The sequence below is a fragment of the Emticicia agri genome (assembly GCF_004168285.1).
GTDB lineage: Bacteria > Bacteroidota > Bacteroidia > Cytophagales > Spirosomataceae > Emticicia > Emticicia agri.
Map to the genome: position 1 here is coordinate 38,009 of NZ_SEWF01000011.1, position 20,323 is coordinate 58,331.

A 20,323-nucleotide genomic window follows, 5' to 3' on the forward strand; every position below is an offset into this window, starting at 1 on the left:
AATCCCCCTTTAGGGGTTAGGGGCAATATGATTCGCAATTATCTAAAAATAGCCTGGCGTAATTTGTGGAGGAACAAAACCTTCAGTCTTCTGAATATTTTGGGTCTTGCATTGGGGATGGCATGTAGCCTTCTGATTATGCTTTGGCTACAAGACGAACTCCAAAGAGATAAATTCCATAAAAATGGCCACAGGCTTTATCGGGTAATGGAAAATCAGTTGTATGATGGTGAAGCCGTAACTTTTGCCTACACACCCGGTATTTTGTCACAGCATATTACCAATGATATTCCTGAAATTGAAATGGCAACCCAGGTACAGTGGGAAGAAATGCCATTATTTACGGTAGGCGACAATTTTGAGAAAGAAAAAGGCTGGTATGTTAACAGTGATTTTTTAAACATGTTTACGTTTGACCTAGAAAAAGGCGATGCCAAAACTGCGCTCAAACGTCCTGACGGAGTGGTGATTTCTAAAAAATTAGCTGCTAAATATTTCCCTGATCAAGACCCTCTTGGAAAAATCATCAGAATAGATAACAAAACTGATGTGATGGTAACTGGTGTGTTGAAAGAAATTTCAGACCGGTCTTCACTCAAATTTGATTTTCTGATGAGTTATGAGCGTTGGTTAAAAACTAATAATTGGGCAAACCAATGGGGTAACAATGGTCCGTGGTGTTATGTAATGCTAAATTCAAATGCTTCTATTGATAAAGTTCAGTCAAAAATAAAAGACTATATCAAGAGTAAAGATAATGACAGCAATGTGGAATTGTTTTTACAAGCCCACGAAGATGTATACCTCTATTCAAATTATAAAGCCGGAGTACAGGATGGCGGTAGAATTGATTATGTAAAAATGTTTGCCCTTATTGCTATTTTCATTTTGGTGATTGCCTGCATTAACTTTATGAATCTGGCTACTGCACGCTCAATCAAGAGAGCGAAAGAAGTAGGTGTCAGAAAAGTGGTAGGTGCTGTGCGTTATTCTTTGGTAGGGCAATTTTTAGGTGAATCACTCATCATTGCTTTTATTGGTTTACTATTCGCTATTCTTATTGTTTTTCTCTCTTTACCTTCATTTAATTTATTAACAGAAAAGCATCTAAGTTTAGACTTCAAAGACCCTTTGTTTTTATTAACCTTATTTGGATTGACTATTATCACAGGTTTAGTTTCGGGTAGTTATCCGGCGCTGTTCATGTCTTCTTTAAGACCAGTAGTTGTATTAAAAGGCGCCTTGAAATTCAAACCAAGTGCCACATTCTTCCGTAAGGGTCTGGTTATATTTCAGTTTGGACTTTCTATTATGCTGATTATTGGCATGATAGTGATTTATCGTCAGATAGAATATATTCAAAGTAAAAATTTAGGTTTCAATCGTGAAAACCTGTTATATATGCCATTAGAAGGTAATTTATCAACCAATTTCATGTCATTTAAGCAGGAGTTGATGAATATGCCAGGTATTAAATCCGTGTCATGTTCTGAGGCTGACCCGTTACAGGTAGCAAGTTCAACCGGGGGCGTCAGATGGAGTGGAAAAGATACAACCAAAACAATTTTGTTCTCTCAGAATGCTACTTCTTACGACTACCTCACTACAATGGGTATCAAACTAAAAGATGGCAGAGACTTCTCTCCTGCTTTTAGTACAGATACCACTAACTATGTAATCAACGAAGAAGCAGCCAAGAAAATGGGAATGAAAGACCCTGTAGGCAAAGAAATGACTATGTGGGGTAGGAAAGGGACTATTATTGGCATCGTAAAGAATTTTCACATTAATTCTTTGCATGAAGGTATATCGCCACTGATTCTTCACTTCCAGCGAGGTAAACAAAATCTGGGGCAAGTGATTGTACGCACACAAGCCGGACAAACCAAAGAAGCTATTGCCAGTATGGACAAAGCTTTCAAAAAATTTAATCCTCGTTTTCCGTTCTCTTACAAATTCACCGACCAGGAATTTGCCGCTCAGTATAAAGGTGAAAACGTAGTGAGTAAACTGGCCAATTACTTTGCTTTCTTAGCCATTTTTATCTCTTGTTTAGGTCTGTTTGGTTTAGCCATGTTTACAGCCGAACAACGTACCAAAGAAATCGGGGTAAGAAAAGTATTAGGCGCCAGTGTAGTAAATATTACAGCCATGCTCTCAAAAGACTTTCTGAAATTAGTTTTGATGTCAGCAGTAATAGCATTCCCATTAGCGTGGTATCTGATGAGTAACTGGTTACAGAAATACGCTTATCGTATCGAAATCCAGTGGTGGTTTTTCCTGATTGCCGGAGTATTAGCCTGTTTGATTGCCTTATTAACCGTAAGCTATCAAGCCATCAAAGCAGCATTAATGAATCCAATAAAATCTCTTAAAACGGAGTAAAAGCAGAGGGCATGGATCATGGGGCATAGGGTTGATACCTTTTGCCCCATGCCCTTACCCCTCTACCCTTTGCTCTAAAACCAACAAAACATGGCACATATAGCTATCCCGATTCCCTCGCTTCCAGGAAAGCAGGAAATCGAAATCGAAGTTACCATCAATGGGTTAAAACAACAGCTCCACTACCGTGTTGAGCTTTTCTATTGGGACGAATGTGAGTTCCCGACAGTTGACCGTGCCGAGTGTATCAGAAATATGTTGTCGAGATATGACCAGGACTGGACACTGTATTATATCGGTTCGCCTACCGATACCTTTGTGCCAATTACTTTTGTAAAAAGAGCAGATTTACCATTGCAGCGAAAACTAACCAAAGGGGTAGAGCTATGATACAACTTTACTAAAGTCAATTAACCTTAATTATAACTGAAATGCCATTAAAGCTTCCTTTTATAATGTTATAAAAGGAAGCTGAATTTTATTTTTTCTATACCCTTCGTTTTTGCACGTCCACATGGTCGGCATCTCCTATCAAAAAGCCGTAAGGTCTCAACCCTTCTATCGAATCAAAAATTACTTTAATTATAGCTGTAATAGGTAAAGCTAATACCAACCCTGAAAGTCCCCACAGATTACCGAAAATGATGAGGGCAATAATGGCCGACATTGAATTGATACTTACCTTAGAACCTACCACATAAGGCGTAATAAAATTGCCCTCTAAAAACTGAACACCTCCGAACAAAGCCCCTACCCCAAAAGCATACCAGGCAGAGTCTTTTGTAATAAGCGCAAACAGAATAGGCAATAATGACCCGATAGCTACACCAATATAAGGAATAAGCACCAGGAAAGCTGCAAAAAAGCCAAAGAAAAAAGCATGGTCGATACCCAGAATAAGTAGTCCTAAAGTATTGAGAATCCCGATAATACCTATCACAATAATCAGCCCTACTACATAATTCACGACTACATCCTTTACTTTTTTCAGCACTACATCTACCCTGTGATTACTTACAGGTTTCAATGCCTTGTAAAAGAATACTCTGATAAAATCACGATAGAGTAACAGTAAAAAAACGTATAGAGGAATCAAAGTAAGATTGCCCAATAATCCGGTAGTAGTAGAAAGAGTATTGGTGATAATATCACCATTGTTTTTCAAAAATTCGGTCAGATACTTTTGCCCCTCTATACGTTGTTTGGTACGACTGATATGAAAATTATCCCGAATCATAAATTGAAAATTGCGATACCATTTTTCAGCTTTTTCTGTCAGTTGGGGCAACACTTCTTCTAAATCCATTATCTGAATATAGATAATATAAAAGAATAATGTCATGAACCCTAAAGTCAGTAAAATAGCTACTGTAATAGCCAACCAACGGGGGCAACCATATTTTTCTAAAAACTGAGAAACAGGCACCAGCAATAAGGCAATGATTCCTGAAAAAGTAAGTGGAATGAGCAAATCTTTCAGAATATACATTCCGTAAATGACGATTACTAAAGAAATAAGAATGTATGCCAGACGGGCATAAAAGGGTTGTTGGCGTGGTAGCATAACAATAGGTTAGAAATATTTAGATGCTATTTATAAATACCTGTTTTCAAACTTTCCAAAATTAGTTAACTTGTTGTCTAAATTCAAACTTTTAGAAAACATTTACAATACTCCGGGCGGCGTACCGCTTACAATTTCATGTTTCTTTATAAATTTTATATGCTGTTGTTTTCGATGAAAATTGCGGTATGCAATTGTCATTCCGAAATAAATAAGAGTAGTTTTCAGGCTGCCAAAACCCAGTACACTATCACTAAAACGGGTCGCCTGCCTATTTGTATCAATGAAAATTCCGGCCTTACATCGGCCTGGCAGGAAAACTATTACTGGACTCACAACGATGGTGGGGGCAATACCGAACTCTATATGATTGACCAAAGAGGGTATATTTTTGATACATTATTTGTAAAAGACTCGCAAAATATTGATTGGGAAGAACTGACCAAAGACGACCAGGGGCATATCTACATTGGCGATTTTGGCAATAATAGTCAGGCTCGTCAAGATCTTTGCATTTATAAACATAAAAATAATAATACCGAAAAAATTACTTTCCGCTATGCAGACCAGACGGAATTTCCGGCACAAAAACGTGTTTTTGATTGCGAAGCGTTTTTCTGGTATAAGGGTAATTTATACCTGTTTTCAAAAGACTGGTCGAATAAACATCAGACCAAATTATATGTAATACCCGATAAAGCCGGAGATTATAGTATAAGCCCTAAGGACAGTATTTTTCTGAAAAGCCCTGTAACGGCCGCTGATATAAGTCCTGACGGAAAAGAATTTGCCTTATTATCTTATGGCAAGATTTTCACTTTTGAGATTTCAGGCGATAAAATTGATTTCTCAAAACCAAAATCTTGTATTAAAATTGGTCGTGCCCAGATGGAAGCCTTGAATTATACAAGTAACACAGACTTTATCATGACCAATGAGCAAAGGAAGATTTATACGGTAGTGCGAAATAAATAGTCTGTTTATATGATGTTTCAAATCCTATGTATGTTTCAATTCAGCATTTTGCGGAGCCCCAAAAGTACGAAAGGCAATATAAAAACCTAAAATAACAGAGGCATAAGTAAAGGTCAGTTTAAATGCCATAGGGTTCTTGAATTGGTGCAGTACTCTACCTGCAAACCAGAGCGGTTGGCTGAATAAATCCCAGCTATTCAGGCGGCAGTACCTGCCGAGATAAATGCCAAAACCTAATAAAATAAGACTTCCTACTACAACGGCCCATGACTGAATTTGACCAAATAATAGTTCAAGGCTCTGGTGCACTATGCTTAAAGAACTTAGACCAATCAGTAAACCTGTAATAGCAAAAGAAAAAATCAGCAAACTATCAAACCAGAGGATATTCTGAGAATAGCCTTTCAGATGCAGCAAATCTGTGATAATATAAGGGGCATTCGGAAAAAATAATAACCATACAAATAGCATAACATACGCTGAAGGCAGATAATGCTGCCTGACTGCTCTGTAACTCAACTGTGCCAATATGAAAGGAATCCATGCCAGAAAGAGATTCCATAGCAAAAAACTGTACTTCATATCAGCTTTCAGCACCATACGTACCGTAATGAAGATGCTGCATAAAACTGAAAGAAAAACCAGCCCCTTGGTTGTGCGATTGATAGTGATGGTTGACATAGTAATATTTTGCAATAAAGATTTTTTCGTTTATTTCCTTGAGCTCTCGTGGTCTCCTCTTCGATTATTTAATATACAGATTTTTTAGTCTGCTTGTATTCAGCACCTAATCTAACACTAAAAACTGATAATGATTCGTTTCATTAAAAAACTTTAAAATTTCTTAGAATATTACTAACTTGCATTAATAAATATTATGCAAGCATACTTTAATGGAAACCTACGGCAAAATCCTTAACATTGCTATGCCTATATTTTTAGGTTTAGTATTGTTAGAAAAACTTTATGGGTGGTTCACAAAAAAAGAACCTTTTAAAACAATGGATATGCTTTCGAGCATGACCTCGGGTTATACCAATATCATCAAAGATGTATTGGGTTTGAGTATCTCTTTACTTACCTACGACTACATGGTGAAGCATTGGGCTATCTATAAAGTAGAGTCAACCATCTGGGTATATATCATTGCCTTTATTGCTTTAGATTTTTCAGGCTATTGGGTACATCGCCTCAGCCATCAGATTAATTTTTTCTGGAACAAACACGCCATTCATCATAGCAGCGAAGAGTTTAATCTAGCCTGTGCCCTGCGGCAGAGTATTTCTACGTTTGTCAATCTTTTTACGGTTTTCTTATTGCCTGCCGCTTTATTAGGCGTTGATAGCAAAGTAATTGCTACCGTAGCCCCTTTGCATTTATTTGCCCAGTTCTGGTATCATACTGTGTATATCCGTCGCATGGGATTTCTTGAAAAAATCATAGTTACTCCTGCGCATCATCGGGTTCATCACGCCATCAATCCTGAATATTTAGATAAAAATCACTCACAGATATTCATTATCTGGGATAAACTTTTTGGTACTTTTCAGGACGAACTACCGAATGTTCCACCTGTATATGGTATTACCCGTCCGGCCAGTACATGGAACCCTATCAAGATTAATTTCCAGCACTTGTGGTTGTTGATACAGGATGCTTACCGTACCAATAATTGGCGTGATAAATTGCGTATCTGGTTTATGCCTACAGGCTGGCGCCCTGCCGATGTAATTGATAAATACCCGGTACATAAAATAGACGACCCTTATCATTTCGAGAAATATGCACCCAAATCCTCTTTGCTGATGCAGGTATGGATATGGATACAGTTTCTTTCTACTTTTGTACTGGTTAGTTATTTCTTTGCCAATCTGGCAAGTATCGGTAGCCCCAATATATTTATCTATGGCGGTTTTATCTTCCTGATAGTGTTCAGTTATACCGAATTGATGGACAGAAACCCGTATGCCTTGCTTTATGAAACATTGAAGAATATCATAGGGTTAGTTATTATTTATCAGATGGGTGACTGGTTTGGTATTGATGCGAAATTGCCGTGGGCAACTACAGCTATTGCTGCCTATTTTATTCTTTCTACACTCGTAACAGCCTATTTTGTGTGGTTCGATATTCGGAAAGATAGCATTGTGAACGAAATTGCTTTTTCTGAAATAGCGCAGTCGTAAAATATACTCTATTATAACAAGAATAGCCGCAAATCTGTATCTGCGGCTATGCTTGTTTATGTTTCAGCTAATATCTATACTCTTTCAAACAATTTTTTATATGCGTGTTCATACCCTTGCTTAATTACTTCTCTTATATCATTTGAGGTAAAATCCGTTAATTCTAAATGAACAGGTTCATCAGGGCGTATAATGGTCAGGTTAATTTTTCTGGCTAATTTAAATGAACCTATACTCATATAACTTTCTGCATAATTCTCTGCCCAATCGATGTCACTATTCTCGAACTGATTGACAGTAATGTCTTTTACACGCTCTATCAGGCTCAGAAAACTTCTGTAATTAAAATGCTCCATCGGGCGGTGCTTCGGGTGAGTAGCAATACAGTATATTTCTGTGGCACCATCTTCAATGGCTTTTTTTACAGGTACAACCTCTCTCAGCCCTCCGTCCATATAAGCCTCTCTGTGGTCTCCTCCAATCTGAATGGCAGGCATAATAAAAGGAAGAGAACTACTTGCCCGCAGATAATCCAGAAAGTATTGCTCTAAAGGGTCAACGTACTTCATCTCTCCGGTATTGATATTTACAGCACCTACTTTCAGATAAATAGGGCTCCGGCGAAGCATATTGGCATTGAGGTATTTTTTTAACTTATCATGTAAGGGGTTAGTATCTATCAAGCCATCGAAGCGGCTCATCAGGGTATCAATCCCTAAAGAAAACCTTGATTTCAGAATACCAATATCAGAAGGTCGGGTAATATTTTCAATCCAGAATCTTAACAGTTTTTTATTGACCAAATCCCAGTTAATTTCTCCATTCTCTACATATTGTATGCCTGCTTCGTTTACCATAAAACTTGCATTTAATGCCCCTGCAGAAATACCATAAATCATTTCGGGTCTGAATCCTGTTTCTAAAACTGCCTGAATAGCGCCAACTTGCCATGCTCCTTTGAGTGAGCCGCCGCCCAAAACTAATGCCTTCATGTATAATGGTTAAAATTGAATTAGCGAATTAGGGAATAATTCATAAATTTTCAAATGAACCTGTTAAACTTTTTATTTCATGACGAAAATGTGCGATTTTTTTGATTAGATGAATAGAAAAAATGAGTGCGTAGTAGAACTACGTACGAAATTTTTCTATGAAATCTAAACAAAAAAGCGCCATTTGCAGTCGAAAGAAATAAGTTTAAACAGGTTCACTACATCGTTCAAAATTAAATTTGGCTATCCATTTAATGAGTTTTATATTTGAAGTAAATTTAAAAACAACAAAATACATCGGCTAAAATAAGTTTTATTTCTTGATGTCAGTAATTAAAAATTAAGATAATTATTAGTTTTTTTAGGATAAAAACACTAAAATTTACACAATTTGCTTAATTCTGCATTAAAAATCAGATTTCGGTCGTAACATTGTACCATTAGAGTAAGCTATCTACTTACTCATGTCTTCATGTCTTTAAATATAAAGCAAATACAGGCTCCTATTGAGGAGGAATTGAAGGTTTTTGAGAAAAAATTCCGTCAGTCAATGAAAACCGACGTGATGCTTCTCGACCAGATTATGAGCTATATCGTACACCGGAAAGGAAAACAGGTACGACCCATGTTTGTTTTTCTGATGGCCGGTACAATAGGGACTATCAGTGAATCGACACACAGAGGTGCAGCCATGATAGAACTCCTGCACACAGCCACTCTGGTACATGACGATGTGGTTGATGACTCCAATTACCGTCGTGGTTTCTTCTCAATCAATGCCCTCTGGAAAAATAAAATAGCCGTATTGGTAGGTGATTATCTTTTATCACGTGGATTACTACTGAGTGTTAATAACAAGGAATTTCATCTGCTTGAAATTATGTCAACGGCTGTGAAAGAAATGAGTGAAGGGGAGCTATTGCAGATGGAGAAAGCACGCAGGCTTGATATAACCGAAGACCTTTATTATGAGGTAATCCGACAGAAAACGGCTTCATTAATTGCCTCCTGTTGTGCCGTAGGTGCAGCTTCGGTAAATGCCGATGAAGCAACCGTTACAAAATGCAAACTATTGGGTGAGAAAATAGGCATGGCATTTCAGATAAAAGATGATTTGTTTGACTATGGCGATGCCGAAATAGGGAAACCCACAGGAATTGACATTAAGGAGAAAAAAATGACCTTACCACTGATATATGCGTTAAATCATGCCACGTGGTCTGAGAAAAGAAATATTATTAATTTAGTAAAAAATCACTCAGAAAACCCCAAGAAGGTAGAAGAAGTGATTAGCTTTGTAAAACGCTCAGGTGGTATTCAATATACAACCGAAGTAATGAAACGCTATGTAGAAGAAGCCAAAGAAATTCTTTTTACATTCCCCGACTCCATTTTCCGCCAATCTTTACATGACTTGATTCAATTTACAATTGAACGAACTAAATAAACAGAATATTCAGTATCAACTATTTATTCTATTTATCCAACTAAAACAATACGTGCAATTCTTACAGAAAAAACAATTGAGAGTATATATATTGTATATTCAATATATTTCCACAATTCAATTTATACAAATAAAACCATACATACAATATATTCTAAATTTTCAGAATAAAATGAAAATATATTTACTCCCTCTCCTACTCACTATCTATGCTACACTTTCTTTTGCACAAAAACCTTACCGAAGAATAGATGCTTTAAGAATAACTGATTATATATCCCGGCTCCCAACGGCATTTAAGGTTTCTATGTCTGTTGAGGGTATGTCAGGGGAAGAATTCTTCAGTTATCGTCCCACTGTAATAGTACCCTCAGCAAGTGTTATAAAAATTCCTATTCTGATGGAACTGATGGAGAAAGTAAAGGCAAAACAGATAGACTTAAACAAGGTTTATATTTTACAGGCATCTGACAAGACCGGAGGGTCGGGAGTAATTGCCAATATGCCGGACGGCAAAAAATTTACTATCCGCGAATTAGCACAGGAAATGATACGCTCAAGCGATAATACAGCTACTAATATCTTAATCAGAGAAGTGGGTATGGAGGCGGTCAATCAAAATTTAATGCGCTTAGGTAGTACACAAACCCGCCTGAACCGTATTATGATGGACACAATGGCAGTGAAACAAGGGCGTGAAAACTATGTAAATACTTTAGAAATCAACGATTTACTAAGGAAAATTTATAAGAAAGAAGTGGCTACGCCTGCCCTGTGTGAGGAAATGATTGAAATACTGAAAAACTGTGGCGATACAACCACTATACCTCGCAATTTACCAAAAGATGTAGTGATTGCGCATAAAACAGGAGGGCTGGCTTATGTACGTGGTGATGCGGCTATTGTCTATACCAAAGAACCTTTTATAATCTCTATCTTTATTGAGGGATTTAAAGAAGAAAGTACTGCCGAAAGAATCATTGGTGATTTAGCAGAAATCTGCTGGGAGAATCTGAAATGAGGTATGCTTTATTCTCTTTTTTTAGGTTCGTATTTCTCGGGAGCATAAAGAAACCCGAATGCCTCGGCCCCATCTTTGGTATGCACCCGATGGTGAATATAATGGGCATTCATGATTCGTCTCAGGTATTTGCTTTTAGCCACAAACTTTATTTTAACCCTGCGATGCACAATAATATCATGAAAAATAAAATAAGCCACCCCATAGCAGGTAACTCCGGCACCAATCCATGTCAGATACCAGAATTCCGGGTTTATATTCCCATAAATAATACTTGAAGCGGCAACAATACTAAAAACCACAGCATAATAATCATTCTTTTCAAAAAAGCCTTTATGGTGCTGATGATGGTCTTTATGCCAGTTCCAGCCAAAACCGTGCATAATGTATTTATGGGCAAACCACGCCATAAATTCCATAAAACAGAAGGTACCTACTACAATTAACGCTTTAATTAAGAACATTTTAATGCTGTAATATGAGGATTAAATCTATGAAATCGTCTAACTTGTCTTCTTAACACAAAATTAGCATGGATTGTTTGATTTTGCGTGAATAAGATTCCTAATTTTGACTTCAATTTTGTTCGTAACACCAATACAATTTTATACATAATTAATTATTCACAATGAAACGCCTTACCTATCTATTACTCTTATTGAGCCTCCCGATTTTTGCACAAAAAACGCAAAAGACTACTGCTCCTGCAAAACCTAAACTGGTTTTAGGAATCATGGTCGACCAGATGCGTTATGATTACTTATACCGATACTATGACAAGTATGGCGCAGGTGGTTTCAAGAGATTGATGAATCAGGGATTCAACTGTCGTAACAACCATTATCACTATGCCAGTACTATTACAGGCCCGGGCCATGCTGCGGTTTATTCTGGTTCTGTTCCGGCAGTAAATGGTATTATCGGTAACGACTGGTTTGACCGTTTTCTGGGCAGAACAGTTTATGTAGCTGAAGATACAACCGTAACTGCGGTAGGAACCGATATAGCAGGCACGGAGGGAAAACGCTCACCTGTAAATATGAAAACTACTACCATTACCGACCAGTTAAGATTAGCTACTCAATTTAAATCTAAAGTAATTGGTATTGCTGCTAAAGACCGTGGGGGTATTTTACCGGCTGGTCATTCGGCCAATGCGGCTTACTGGTTCGATGGCAAATCGGGTAACTGGATTTCGAGCACTTATTATATGCAGGAGCTACCGCAATGGATGAAAGACTTCAATGCCAGAAAACTGCCTGATTATTATAAAACACAGAAATGGGAAACCCTTTTGCCAATTGCGCAATATACTGAAAGTGATGAAGATAATCAGGAATACGAAAATGTGATGTCTGGCGAAAAACTACCGGTATTTCCTCACACTATCGCTAATAATAACGCCATTCTTACCTCTCCTTTTGGTAATAATATGACTAAGGAAATTGCCCTGGCAGCTTTGAAAAATGAGAAGATGGGACAAGGTGCTTTTACCGATTTTCTATGCGTAAGTTTCTCATCGCCTGATTATGTAGGCCATGCTACCGGAACACATTCCATTGAGGTAGAAGATACTTATTTACGTCTTGACAAAGATATTGAAGAAATTCTGAACTATCTCGATGCTACGCTTGGCAAAGGCACTTATACAGTGTTCTTAACTGCCGACCACGCTGCGGCTGATATACCTGCCTTTTTAAATAAAAACAAGTTACCGGGTGGTGTGTGGATGGGTGCCAAAGAAGTAAACTACCTGAATGGTCAGTTAGTAGAGAAATATGGTGCAGGCAAATGGATATTATCAACTGATAATTACCAGATTACAATGAACCGTGAACTGATGAAGAAAAACAAGGTAGAAATGAACGAAGTATTCAAGCTGGTACAGGAAGAACTGCTTTCTATGGGTTCTCCGGTATATCAGGTAGTTAATTTCCATGATATGGCTAATACCGTGATTCCTCCTTTCTACAAAACTCTGGTTGAAAATGTATATAATCCGAAACGTAGTGGTGATTTTATGGTATTACTGGAGCCGGGCTGGTTTCATGGCGGAAGCAAAAAAGGTACTACTCACGGCACTATGTGGCAATATGACCGCCACGTGCCATTATTATGGTATGGCTGGAATATTCCGGTAGGTGAAACAACCCAACAAACCTACATTGCTGATATTGCCGCTACTCTGGCTGCCTTACTTAAAATACAGGAGCCAAGTGGCTGTGTAGGTACACCAATTGAGCCGATATTTAAGAAATAACAGGCAGGAACTAAATTTAATCTCCTTAAAAAAATGTTCTTTCAGTTTCTGAAAGAACATTTTTTTACATAGCAAAGTCTATTATCTTTGAATACGCTAAAAGCAATCCTATTCATATCCACTTAAAGTTACCCGTAATGAAACTGTTATTGACTACTCTACTTCTATTATACGCTACTATTCTATCTGCTCAACCTTCTCGTCACTTGCTTATTCAAGTAGGGAAATTATATGACTCTGAGCAAAAGATTTTTCTTAGCAATCAAAGGATTTTAATTAAAAATGGAGTTATAGTAGATGTAGGCCCTCACCTTAACCAAATAGCGGGGGTTAAATTTGTTGATTTGAGCCAATGCACTGCTACCCCCGGCTTGATTGATATGCACACGCATTTACTTCTGCATCAGAAACAAACCAGTGATGGAATGATACTGGCATCTAAAGTACCTGCTAAGGAAAGAATCAAACAAGGTATGGTCTTTGCCAGAGAAAATTTAGAATCTGGTCTCACTACTGTTCGGGATCTTGGTAATTCAGGTCAGTATCTTGATGTTGAACTAAAAAAAACATTAGCTAAAAGCAAAGACCTTGGCCCTACAATGTATGTATCAGGTCCTATCCTGAGTCCGCCAGGAGGACAGTTTGGCAAAATGGCACCTGCCGACAGTTTTGTAATAAATCAGGAATACAGAGTTATTATGAGTGCTGAAGATGCCCGGTTAGCCGTTTTAGAACATGTTAAGCATGGGGTAGATATTATTAAAGTATGTATGAATACTGATAATAGAATGCTGACAATTGATGAGATTGAAGCAATTGTAAAAACAGCTCATGAAAATGGTATATCTGTAACAGCCCACGCTACTTATGATAAATCGGCAAGAGCAGCCGTTATGGCTGGCGTAGATGGTATTGAACATGGCTATGACTTATCAGACAGCACCCTGATTCTGATGGCACAACGTGGCACTTATTTGGTACCAACTGATGTAACCAAAGAACAGGCAAAAATTTTAGTAGAAGGAATTGGCATGAAAGGCAAAGAAGCTGAAGACTATGCCAAGAGTTTCTTAGATAGCGTTCATGACCGATTGAGACGAGCAGTAACTAAAGGTGTAACAATTGTATCAGGTTCAGATTTTTATAATGATGTAGTTGGCATACCTCGTGGTAAAGGTGCTGTAGGTGTAATATTATCTTACCATGAAGCAGGTATTCCGGTTAAAGATGTATTACAATATGCTACCTATAATGCTGCTAAAGCCTTAGGGATAGCAGAAAGTACAGGTAATATAAAAAAGGGTATGAAAGCAGATATAGTCTTTTTTAATGGAGATTTAGAAAACGATTTTGCACAAACTTTATTTAAAGTACAAATGGTACTCAAAGCAGGGCTACCTGTCTATCCAAAAGTTATGTCAGGCACTTCTGAAAAAGCTAATAAATAACAGTTTATATTTGAAACAGCAGCAGGTTTATATCAATACCTGCTGCTGTTGTTTCACAGACACGCCTCAATCATCAGATGATGCAAGTCCTGATGATGTTGCCTTAAGGCTTGCTTGCCCTTCCACATAAATAAACCTTGTTGCAGCAAGGCAAGACTTCTAATGCAACTGATATTTTACATAAAGTCCTTCTGAATGTTCAAATTTACCGTTTTGTACATCATAATGTGGCTCTGCTCGCAGAGAGATATTCAAGCCGTCTATTATTTTCCAGTCTTTTACCAATCTTAGTATCAAAATACTTCTGTAGGGTTCATAATACCCCTGACTATTGAATTTGCGGGAATATGACTGAAATAAATCATTGCCCATAGGTGCATAAAAGAAATGCCCGAACCAGTAGCTTACCCCTACCTGAAATTTCGGATGCTGCCAATACCCATTCAAGTAATAGGCAGTTCCCCGATAGGGTGATTCATAATAACCTACATAATAGTTATCGGCTACAAGGCTCTGATTAGTCAGAAAATCTTTTTGTATCCTTACGCCCAAAGCAGTATTTACCCGTGTTACAACAGGAAGCGCACTCTGAATGTTCTGTCCGCCTGCATGATAGATACTCCCCTGTACTAATCCTTTCACTTTAAAACCTTTTACTAACAAGGCTGGGCTATAAAAAGATAGCCCATTCCAGAAACTCTCCTGATTTGTTTGTCCCGGGCTTGTACTTCGCTGCCAGTCAAGCCATAGATCAAAGAAAACTTCGTCGCTGACATTACTGTTTTTCAGGGTTGTAGTTTTTTGATATTTAATCTGCGCCCCATGCTCCAATGGCGCACTTACCAATCGCTCAAAACTCATCAACGGCTCAATCATCCGATGGTTGATATTTCCCTCTATGTTTCCGAATAAGAATCGCCAGTCGTTCTGTTTTACCTGAATGGTAAAAGTAGGCTGAATCTCCTTAAAACCCGCAGTGCCGAATTCTTTTCGGGCAAAACCACCTAATTCGATAGATACTTTTTCATGAGGTTGGTAAGCTACTTTAGGGTTCAGATAATAGCCAAACAGGGTGTATCCATCGGCTATATTATTAAAGTATTCATTGTTTCTCACATAGGCTAATGACGAGAATTTAAATTGAACTTTTCCAAGTTTAGATCTGTTATAAGAATAGACACTTTCGAGCGAGTTTGTATTGGTCTGAGCCTGCGTTTTTGTAAAAATGGCCGTAAGAATCGCCATACAAAAAATTTTACAATTAAAAAATCCATTCATCATTAAAAAAAACCGTTCATCATTTTTTTTGTACATAGTATTCTAAATTTATATACCTTTGTATTGTCTTAAAGGTCGAGAGTTAATAAAAACATTCAGAAATGTATTTTATAAAAAGAGTAAAAACAAGGCATAGAAAGGTTAAAATATCAATTGTATTTTTCTTATAAAAACCCAAACACTTTCAGATGCCTTAACCGAGCCTTTTTCTTTAAGGCAGGAAAGTAAAGAAAAAAAACGGAATTAGGTAATTTGGCTTATGGTAAAATTATTAAAAGGTAAGAATATCTGATAACATATAAACAGGGAAAGTGATAGAGTAGAGAGGTTGAGAGATTTGATAAAGAGTGAATTAATGGAGAGAATTAAGATAGCTATTGTCAAAATAAATATAGGCGGTCACCTCGCAATTAACCTTAAATTTTTAAAACAATGAAAATTCTAAAAACTATCCTGTTTGTTATTCTTGGTATTGTGGCTGTTTGCCTGATAGCAGCCTTGTTTATTAAAAAAGATTATGCCGTTGAAAAAGAGGTTATCATTAACCAACCCAAGGCAGTAGTATTTGATTACATAAAAATGCTGAAAAATCAGGACAACTTCAGTGTATGGGCAAAAATGGATCCTGCTATGAAAAAAGAGTATAAGGGTACTGATGGCACGGTTGGATTTGTATCGGCCTGGGATAGCGAAGATGGCAATGTAGGCAAAGGCGAACAAGAAATAAAAAATATTGTGGACGGCGAAAGAGTAGATTATAACCTGCATTTTATTAAACCATTTGATTCATCAAGCGATGCATATATGGTTACCGAAAGCGTGGACTCAACCCATACAAAAGTAAAATGGGGTTTTGTAGGCAGAATGGCATATCCAACTAATCTGATGTTAGCATTTATGGACATGAATGAAGCAGTTGGGAAAGATTTTGCAACAGGTTTAACTAATTTGAAAGGTTTACTTGAAAAATAATTAAGAAAATGGCTGTAATTAAAACAAAATATAAGGGTAAAAGTGTTAAAGATGTTCTGAACACTACTGAAACCAGAAAAAAACGTTTAGATTGCTTTGACTTACTGAAAATGGCAGGTCAGCAGGAAAAAGAAAAAAAAATAGAAAACGTATTAGTTGTGTCAAATCTATTAGTAAATTTTCAACGATTAATTCATGAAAATTTTATTTCGACAGCCAACGTTAAATAAATAGTCAGTCATAAAAATTAAACAAAACAATCCAATAAAAATAAAAAATGGCAGCAGAAAAAGACAATACCAGCGACAAATTGAAGATTCTCCAAACAACTATGGAGAAATTAGACAAAACTTTTGGTAAGGGTACAGTAATGAGATTGAGCGATACCAAAGTTTTAGAAATTCCTTCTATTTCTACTGGTTCACTTGGGCTTGACCTTGCGTTAGGCGTGGGCGGTTTTCCGAAAGGACGTATCATTGAAATATATGGACCTGAATCTTCTGGTAAAACAACCTTGGCTATGCAAGCCATTGCAGAAGCACAAAAAGGTGGTGGAATAGCAGCTTTCATTGATGCAGAGCATGCGTTCGACCGTGTCTATGCCCAGAAATTGGGAATAGACACTAAAAATTTACTTATTTCTCAACCTGATTATGGTGAGCAGGCCTTAGAAATTGCCGAACACCTGATTAGCTCCGGCGCTGTTGATATATGTGTCATTGACTCAGTAGCTGCCCTGGTACCTAAAGCAGAGTTAGAGGGAGATATGGGCGATAGCAAAATGGGCCTTCAGGCACGTATGATGTCGCAGGCCATGCGTAAACTAACAGGTACTATCAATAAAACCGGTTGCTGCTGTATTTTCATCAACCAGTTGCGTGATAAAATTGGTGTGATGTTTGGTAGCCCTGAAACTACTACGGGTGGTAATGCCTTGAAATTCTATGCTTCTGTCAGAATTGATATACGCCGTATTGGTGCTATCAAAGATGGTGACGATGTATTAGGTAACCGCACACGTGTAAAAGTAGTAAAAAATAAAGTGGCTCCTCCGTTTAAAGTAGTAGAGTTTGATATTCTTTACGGACAAGGTGTATCTAAATCAGGTGAAGTACTTGATTTGGCCGTTGACCTTGAAATCGTGAAAAAAGCAGGCTCATGGTTTTCTTATAATGGCAGCAAATTAGGTCAGGGACGTGATGGTGTGAGAGATATGTTGAAAGATAATCCTGAATTATTGTCAGAGTTAGAAGAAAAAATCAAAGCCACAGTTGCTACTAATGCAGATGCCTTAATGGATACCAAACCAGGTGATCAGGATGGCGTTGTGGACAAAGACGAGTAAAATAGATACATTAGGATATAAGTTTGGATTCAAAAAAGGCCGCCCATTGGGTGGTCTTTTTTTTGTTGCTCCCCTCCCCTCCCCTGCACGGGCTTCGACCGGGCGTCGGTCGCTGCGCTCAGCCACCGAGCCAGGCTTTTTTAATACTTAATAGAATCGAAAGTATAGCATCCAAGCTATATCTGTAAACAACTATTTCTTCACTTTTAATCACTATAAAACGTAATAACTACTTAAGCAAAGCAATATAAAAACTAAAAAGCCAAGCCATAACTCCTTGCTCCGTTTTCCTTTCTACTTTCTCCACACCGTCAATTTTTCAAATGTCGCCGTCCTGATTTCTATCCTGTCATCAAAAGTATCTTGAGGGCTGTCAACCTATTCTCTTGCTTTGTCCTCACAAAACAAACACAGAAATATGTGGACAAACCTACTTAAACGAATACTAAACATCAGTAAAGCCAAAGCGAATGACACCCTCGACCATATCGAAGACCCTGTTCAGATGATGAAGCTCGCAGTGGTTGAATTAGAAGAAGCTATTACCAAAGTAACCAAGGCTTTAGCCATTGCGATGGCTAACCAGCTAAGGCTCGAAAAAGACCACGGGCAGTTCCGGTTAGAGGGAATTTCATGGTACCAGAAAGCTGCCATCGCTTTGCAGAATAGCGATGAAGAACTGGCAAAAAAAGCCCTTTCACAAAAAGCACTGGCCGAAAAGAAAGAAACAGAGTATGGTGCATTAGCCGAAAACTCTATGCACATGGTGCAACAGTTGAACGAGCAATTAGATGAATTTAAACTCAAACTGGAGGAGGCCAAAACCAAACAAAGCATCTATGCCGCTAAGGCAGAAAGCGCCAAGGCTCAGAAACAGATTTCGGAGTCGCTGGGCGGATTAAACTCGAGTGCATTGGCGAATATGAGCAAATATGAAGACAAAATTAACCAATTGGCTGCCGAAGCCGAAAGTCTGACAGCCTTGAACTCTATGACCAGTAATTTGAATCGGGAGTTTCGGGAAATGGAAAATGATATGAGTGTGCAAAGTGATTTGGAAAAACTGAAAAACCAATTAGCTGTTGAATCGGAAAAGCAGAAAGAAGAGCGTCTGAATGAGATTCAGAAAAAATTCAATGAAATGAATCAATCGGATAGTCAACTACCCCCAACAAGTAATCCGAAACCGGATATAGATAAACTATTAAATGATTTTTTTAAACCCTAAAATTATAGAAAACAATGTCAATTAATTTAAAAAAAGGAGGGTCAATTAACCTAAACAAAGAAATGACCAGGCTTAACAAAGTACTGATTGGGTTAGGCTGGGAACAAACAGGTAGAAGTGTAGACTTAGACGCCTCAGTATTTATTTTAGGTGCTAACGGCCGATTATTAGCCGAAGAATATTTTGTATTCTACAATAACCTGAAATCGCCGGATAGAGCCGTAGAGCACATGGGCGACAACCGTACAGGTTCAGCAGAAGATGATGATGAGATTATCTTGGCTAACCTTGAAAGCATTACGCCAAATGCGCAAGAATTAGCCATCTGTGTATCCATTCATGATGCCGTAAACAGAGGTCATAATTTTGGTTTACTGAAAGATGCCTATATCAGAGTTGTAGATGTAGAAAGCAAGAAAGAAATTACCAGATACGACCTTGATGCTTCTCACTTCATCGAAAACGCTGTGGTATTCGCAAAGGTCAGAAAATCGGGTAATGAATGGTATTTCCATGCTGCCTCGCAAGGTTCTATGACCGAGTTACAAGGTTTAGTGGATATGTTTCTTTAATCTATAAATGCAGCATGATAAATCTCTCTAAAAACTCAAAGATTTCATTAGAGAAAAATGGAATCGAATTAAAGGAAATTACTATTGGCTTAGACTGGGGAAGCATTAAACATAAAACTTTCTTCGGCTTAATGAATAACGATGAAGCTGTTGACTTAGATGGTTCGGTGTCTCTTTTTAACAAGGACAAAAAAGAAATTGAAACTATTTATTATAATAACTTGAAATCGAAAAACGGAGCCATTAAACACAGTGGCGACGATAGAATTGGTGATAGTGGCGCAGATAATAAAGATAATGAGGTAATCAGTATCAATTTAGAGAAAATTGCCACAGAAGTAGATACGGTATTCTTTTATCTGAACTCTTATAAACAGCAGGATTTTGCTAAGATTCCGTATTCAAAAATCAGAATCATGGAAGGCAAGCATCATAATCCGAAAAATGTCTTTGCCAATTTCAATTTGTCGGCTGATACTACTTTCAGTGGGTATGTATCCATGCTGATGGCAAAATTGAAACGCGCACAAGGCTCACGATGGGAATTTACAGCTTTAGGCCAACCTATTGCTGCCAAAGATATTGCTGGGACTATCAGGTTGATTCAAAGCGAGTATTTGTAGGGAAAAAGACCCCATCCCTAACCCTTC

The 20,323-nt window shown here is 37.7% G+C and carries 19 protein-coding genes; 14 read left to right on the top strand and 5 right to left on the bottom strand.

Features of this window, described 5'->3' with window-relative positions; translation table 11 throughout:
- Positions 1-27 precede the first annotated feature (27 nt).
- Together EWM59_RS09480 and EWM59_RS09485 are read left to right on the top strand one after the other, a co-directional pair.
- Positions 28-2,385 carry an ABC transporter permease gene (locus EWM59_RS09480; protein ID WP_130020727.1) on the top strand — a complete coding sequence of 786 codons (2,358 nt, stop codon included), beginning with the start codon at positions 28-30 and terminating at the stop codon, positions 2,383-2,385.
- A gap of 90 nt (positions 2,386-2,475) precedes the next feature.
- The gene (locus EWM59_RS09485; RefSeq protein ID WP_130020728.1) at positions 2,476-2,775 is read left to right on the top strand and encodes a hypothetical protein; all 300 of its coding nucleotides are present in this window, start codon (positions 2,476-2,478) and stop codon (positions 2,773-2,775) included.
- A 97-nt stretch (positions 2,776-2,872) separates the two neighbouring features.
- Here EWM59_RS09485 and EWM59_RS09490 read toward each other — a convergent pair whose 3' ends face one another.
- Complete coding sequence (locus EWM59_RS09490) at positions 2,873-3,949, bottom strand: AI-2E family transporter (protein WP_130020729.1); 1,077 nt, start codon at positions 3,947-3,949, stop codon at positions 2,873-2,875.
- A gap of 138 nt (positions 3,950-4,087) precedes the next feature.
- Here EWM59_RS09490 and EWM59_RS09495 point away from each other — a divergent pair, with 138 nt between their 5' ends.
- On the top strand, positions 4,088-4,924 hold the full coding sequence (locus EWM59_RS09495) for a hypothetical protein (RefSeq protein WP_130020730.1): 837 nt from the start codon (positions 4,088-4,090) through the stop codon (positions 4,922-4,924).
- A 24-nt stretch (positions 4,925-4,948) separates the two neighbouring features.
- On the opposite strand, the gene EWM59_RS09500 is transcribed toward EWM59_RS09495, so the two are convergent.
- The gene (locus EWM59_RS09500) at positions 4,949-5,605 is read right to left on the bottom strand and encodes a DUF1361 domain-containing protein (RefSeq protein ID WP_130020731.1); all 657 of its coding nucleotides are present in this window, start codon (positions 5,603-5,605) and stop codon (positions 4,949-4,951) included.
- 245 nt (positions 5,606-5,850) lie between these two features.
- Here EWM59_RS09500 and EWM59_RS09505 point away from each other — a divergent pair, with 245 nt between their 5' ends.
- Complete coding sequence (locus tag EWM59_RS09505) at positions 5,851-7,110, top strand: sterol desaturase family protein (protein ID WP_229239322.1); 1,260 nt, start codon at positions 5,851-5,853, stop codon at positions 7,108-7,110.
- A 74-nt stretch (positions 7,111-7,184) separates the two neighbouring features.
- On the opposite strand, the gene EWM59_RS09510 is transcribed toward EWM59_RS09505, so the two are convergent.
- The gene (locus EWM59_RS09510; RefSeq protein ID WP_130020733.1) at positions 7,185-8,102 is read right to left on the bottom strand and encodes a patatin-like phospholipase family protein; all 918 of its coding nucleotides are present in this window, start codon (positions 8,100-8,102) and stop codon (positions 7,185-7,187) included.
- A gap of 472 nt (positions 8,103-8,574) precedes the next feature.
- Between EWM59_RS09510 and EWM59_RS09515 the strand changes: the two genes are divergently transcribed.
- Together EWM59_RS09515 and EWM59_RS09520 are read left to right on the top strand one after the other, a co-directional pair.
- Positions 8,575-9,549, top strand: a complete 975-nt coding sequence (locus EWM59_RS09515) for a polyprenyl synthetase family protein (RefSeq protein WP_130020734.1) — start codon at positions 8,575-8,577, stop codon at positions 9,547-9,549.
- Between the two features lie 172 nt (positions 9,550-9,721).
- The gene (locus tag EWM59_RS09520) at positions 9,722-10,570 is read left to right on the top strand and encodes a serine hydrolase (protein ID WP_130020735.1); all 849 of its coding nucleotides are present in this window, start codon (positions 9,722-9,724) and stop codon (positions 10,568-10,570) included.
- An 8-nt stretch (positions 10,571-10,578) separates the two neighbouring features.
- On the opposite strand, the gene EWM59_RS09525 is transcribed toward EWM59_RS09520, so the two are convergent.
- Positions 10,579-11,034: a sterol desaturase family protein gene (locus EWM59_RS09525; protein WP_229239323.1), complete on the bottom strand. Its 456-nt coding sequence runs from the start codon at positions 11,032-11,034 to the stop codon at positions 10,579-10,581.
- Between the two features lie 164 nt (positions 11,035-11,198).
- Between EWM59_RS09525 and pafA the strand changes: the two genes are divergently transcribed.
- Entirely contained in the window at positions 11,199-12,830 is a 1,632-nt protein-coding gene (pafA, locus tag EWM59_RS09530; RefSeq protein ID WP_130020736.1) for an alkaline phosphatase PafA, read from the top strand.
- A 137-nt stretch (positions 12,831-12,967) separates the two neighbouring features.
- On the top strand, positions 12,968-14,278 hold the full coding sequence (locus EWM59_RS09535; protein WP_130020737.1) for an amidohydrolase family protein: 1,311 nt from the start codon (positions 12,968-12,970) through the stop codon (positions 14,276-14,278).
- A 159-nt stretch (positions 14,279-14,437) separates the two neighbouring features.
- Here the strand turns inward: EWM59_RS09535 and EWM59_RS09540 are convergent, their stop codons facing one another.
- Positions 14,438-15,523, bottom strand: coding sequence for a lipid A deacylase (locus EWM59_RS09540; protein WP_130020738.1), 1,086 nt, complete (start codon positions 15,521-15,523; stop codon positions 14,438-14,440).
- A 465-nt stretch (positions 15,524-15,988) separates the two neighbouring features.
- Between EWM59_RS09540 and EWM59_RS09545 the strand changes: the two genes are divergently transcribed.
- From EWM59_RS09545 to EWM59_RS09570, 6 genes are all read left to right on the top strand, one after another.
- A complete protein-coding gene (locus tag EWM59_RS09545; RefSeq protein WP_130020739.1) occupies positions 15,989-16,528 on the top strand; it encodes an SRPBCC family protein in 540 nt (179 codons plus the stop codon).
- A gap of 8 nt (positions 16,529-16,536) precedes the next feature.
- On the top strand, positions 16,537-16,758 hold the full coding sequence (locus EWM59_RS09550; RefSeq protein ID WP_130020740.1) for a hypothetical protein: 222 nt from the start codon (positions 16,537-16,539) through the stop codon (positions 16,756-16,758).
- Positions 16,759-16,805: 47 nt separating this feature from the next.
- The gene (gene recA, locus EWM59_RS09555) at positions 16,806-17,873 is read left to right on the top strand and encodes a recombinase RecA (RefSeq protein WP_130020741.1); all 1,068 of its coding nucleotides are present in this window, start codon (positions 16,806-16,808) and stop codon (positions 17,871-17,873) included.
- A 418-nt stretch (positions 17,874-18,291) separates the two neighbouring features.
- Positions 18,292-19,101: a PspA/IM30 family protein gene (locus tag EWM59_RS09560; protein ID WP_130020742.1), complete on the top strand. Its 810-nt coding sequence runs from the start codon at positions 18,292-18,294 to the stop codon at positions 19,099-19,101.
- A gap of 14 nt (positions 19,102-19,115) precedes the next feature.
- Positions 19,116-19,673, top strand: coding sequence for a TerD family protein (locus EWM59_RS09565; RefSeq protein WP_130020743.1), 558 nt, complete (start codon positions 19,116-19,118; stop codon positions 19,671-19,673).
- Between the two features lie 14 nt (positions 19,674-19,687).
- Complete coding sequence (locus EWM59_RS09570; RefSeq protein ID WP_165372148.1) at positions 19,688-20,296, top strand: TerD family protein; 609 nt, start codon at positions 19,688-19,690, stop codon at positions 20,294-20,296.
- Positions 20,297-20,323 lie beyond the last annotated feature (27 nt).

Bases quoted from the DNA above. Each gene is read 5' to 3' on its own strand.
- EWM59_RS09500 (WP_130020731.1), bottom strand. From the start codon at position 5,605: ATGTCAACCATCACTATCAATCGCACAACCAAGGGGCTGGTTTTTCTT.
- EWM59_RS09490 (WP_130020729.1), bottom strand. From the start codon at position 3,949: ATGCTACCACGCCAACAACCCTTTTATGCCCGTCTGGCATACATTCTT.
- EWM59_RS09540 (WP_130020738.1), bottom strand. From the start codon at position 15,523: ATGGCGATTCTTACGGCCATTTTTACAAAAACGCAGGCTCAGACCAAT.
- EWM59_RS09535 (WP_130020737.1), top strand. From the start codon at position 12,968: ATGAAACTGTTATTGACTACTCTACTTCTATTATACGCTACTATTCTA.
- EWM59_RS09510 (WP_130020733.1), bottom strand. From the start codon at position 8,102: ATGAAGGCATTAGTTTTGGGCGGCGGCTCACTCAAAGGAGCATGGCAA.
- EWM59_RS09520 (WP_130020735.1), top strand. From the start codon at position 9,722: ATGAAAATATATTTACTCCCTCTCCTACTCACTATCTATGCTACACTT.
- EWM59_RS09550 (WP_130020740.1), top strand. From the start codon at position 16,537: ATGGCTGTAATTAAAACAAAATATAAGGGTAAAAGTGTTAAAGATGTT.
- EWM59_RS09485 (WP_130020728.1), top strand. From the start codon at position 2,476: ATGGCACATATAGCTATCCCGATTCCCTCGCTTCCAGGAAAGCAGGAA.
- EWM59_RS09560 (WP_130020742.1), top strand. From the start codon at position 18,292: ATGTGGACAAACCTACTTAAACGAATACTAAACATCAGTAAAGCCAAA.
- EWM59_RS09505 (WP_229239322.1), top strand. From the start codon at position 5,851: ATGCCTATATTTTTAGGTTTAGTATTGTTAGAAAAACTTTATGGGTGG.
- recA (WP_130020741.1), top strand. From the start codon at position 16,806: ATGGCAGCAGAAAAAGACAATACCAGCGACAAATTGAAGATTCTCCAA.
- pafA (WP_130020736.1), top strand. From the start codon at position 11,199: ATGAAACGCCTTACCTATCTATTACTCTTATTGAGCCTCCCGATTTTT.
- EWM59_RS09565 (WP_130020743.1), top strand. From the start codon at position 19,116: ATGTCAATTAATTTAAAAAAAGGAGGGTCAATTAACCTAAACAAAGAA.
- EWM59_RS09525 (WP_229239323.1), bottom strand. From the start codon at position 11,034: ATGTTCTTAATTAAAGCGTTAATTGTAGTAGGTACCTTCTGTTTTATG.
- EWM59_RS09480 (WP_130020727.1), top strand. From the start codon at position 28: ATGATTCGCAATTATCTAAAAATAGCCTGGCGTAATTTGTGGAGGAAC.
- EWM59_RS09570 (WP_165372148.1), top strand. From the start codon at position 19,688: ATGATAAATCTCTCTAAAAACTCAAAGATTTCATTAGAGAAAAATGGA.
- EWM59_RS09515 (WP_130020734.1), top strand. From the start codon at position 8,575: ATGTCTTTAAATATAAAGCAAATACAGGCTCCTATTGAGGAGGAATTG.
- EWM59_RS09495 (WP_130020730.1), top strand. From the start codon at position 4,088: ATGTTTCTTTATAAATTTTATATGCTGTTGTTTTCGATGAAAATTGCG.
- EWM59_RS09545 (WP_130020739.1), top strand. From the start codon at position 15,989: ATGAAAATTCTAAAAACTATCCTGTTTGTTATTCTTGGTATTGTGGCT.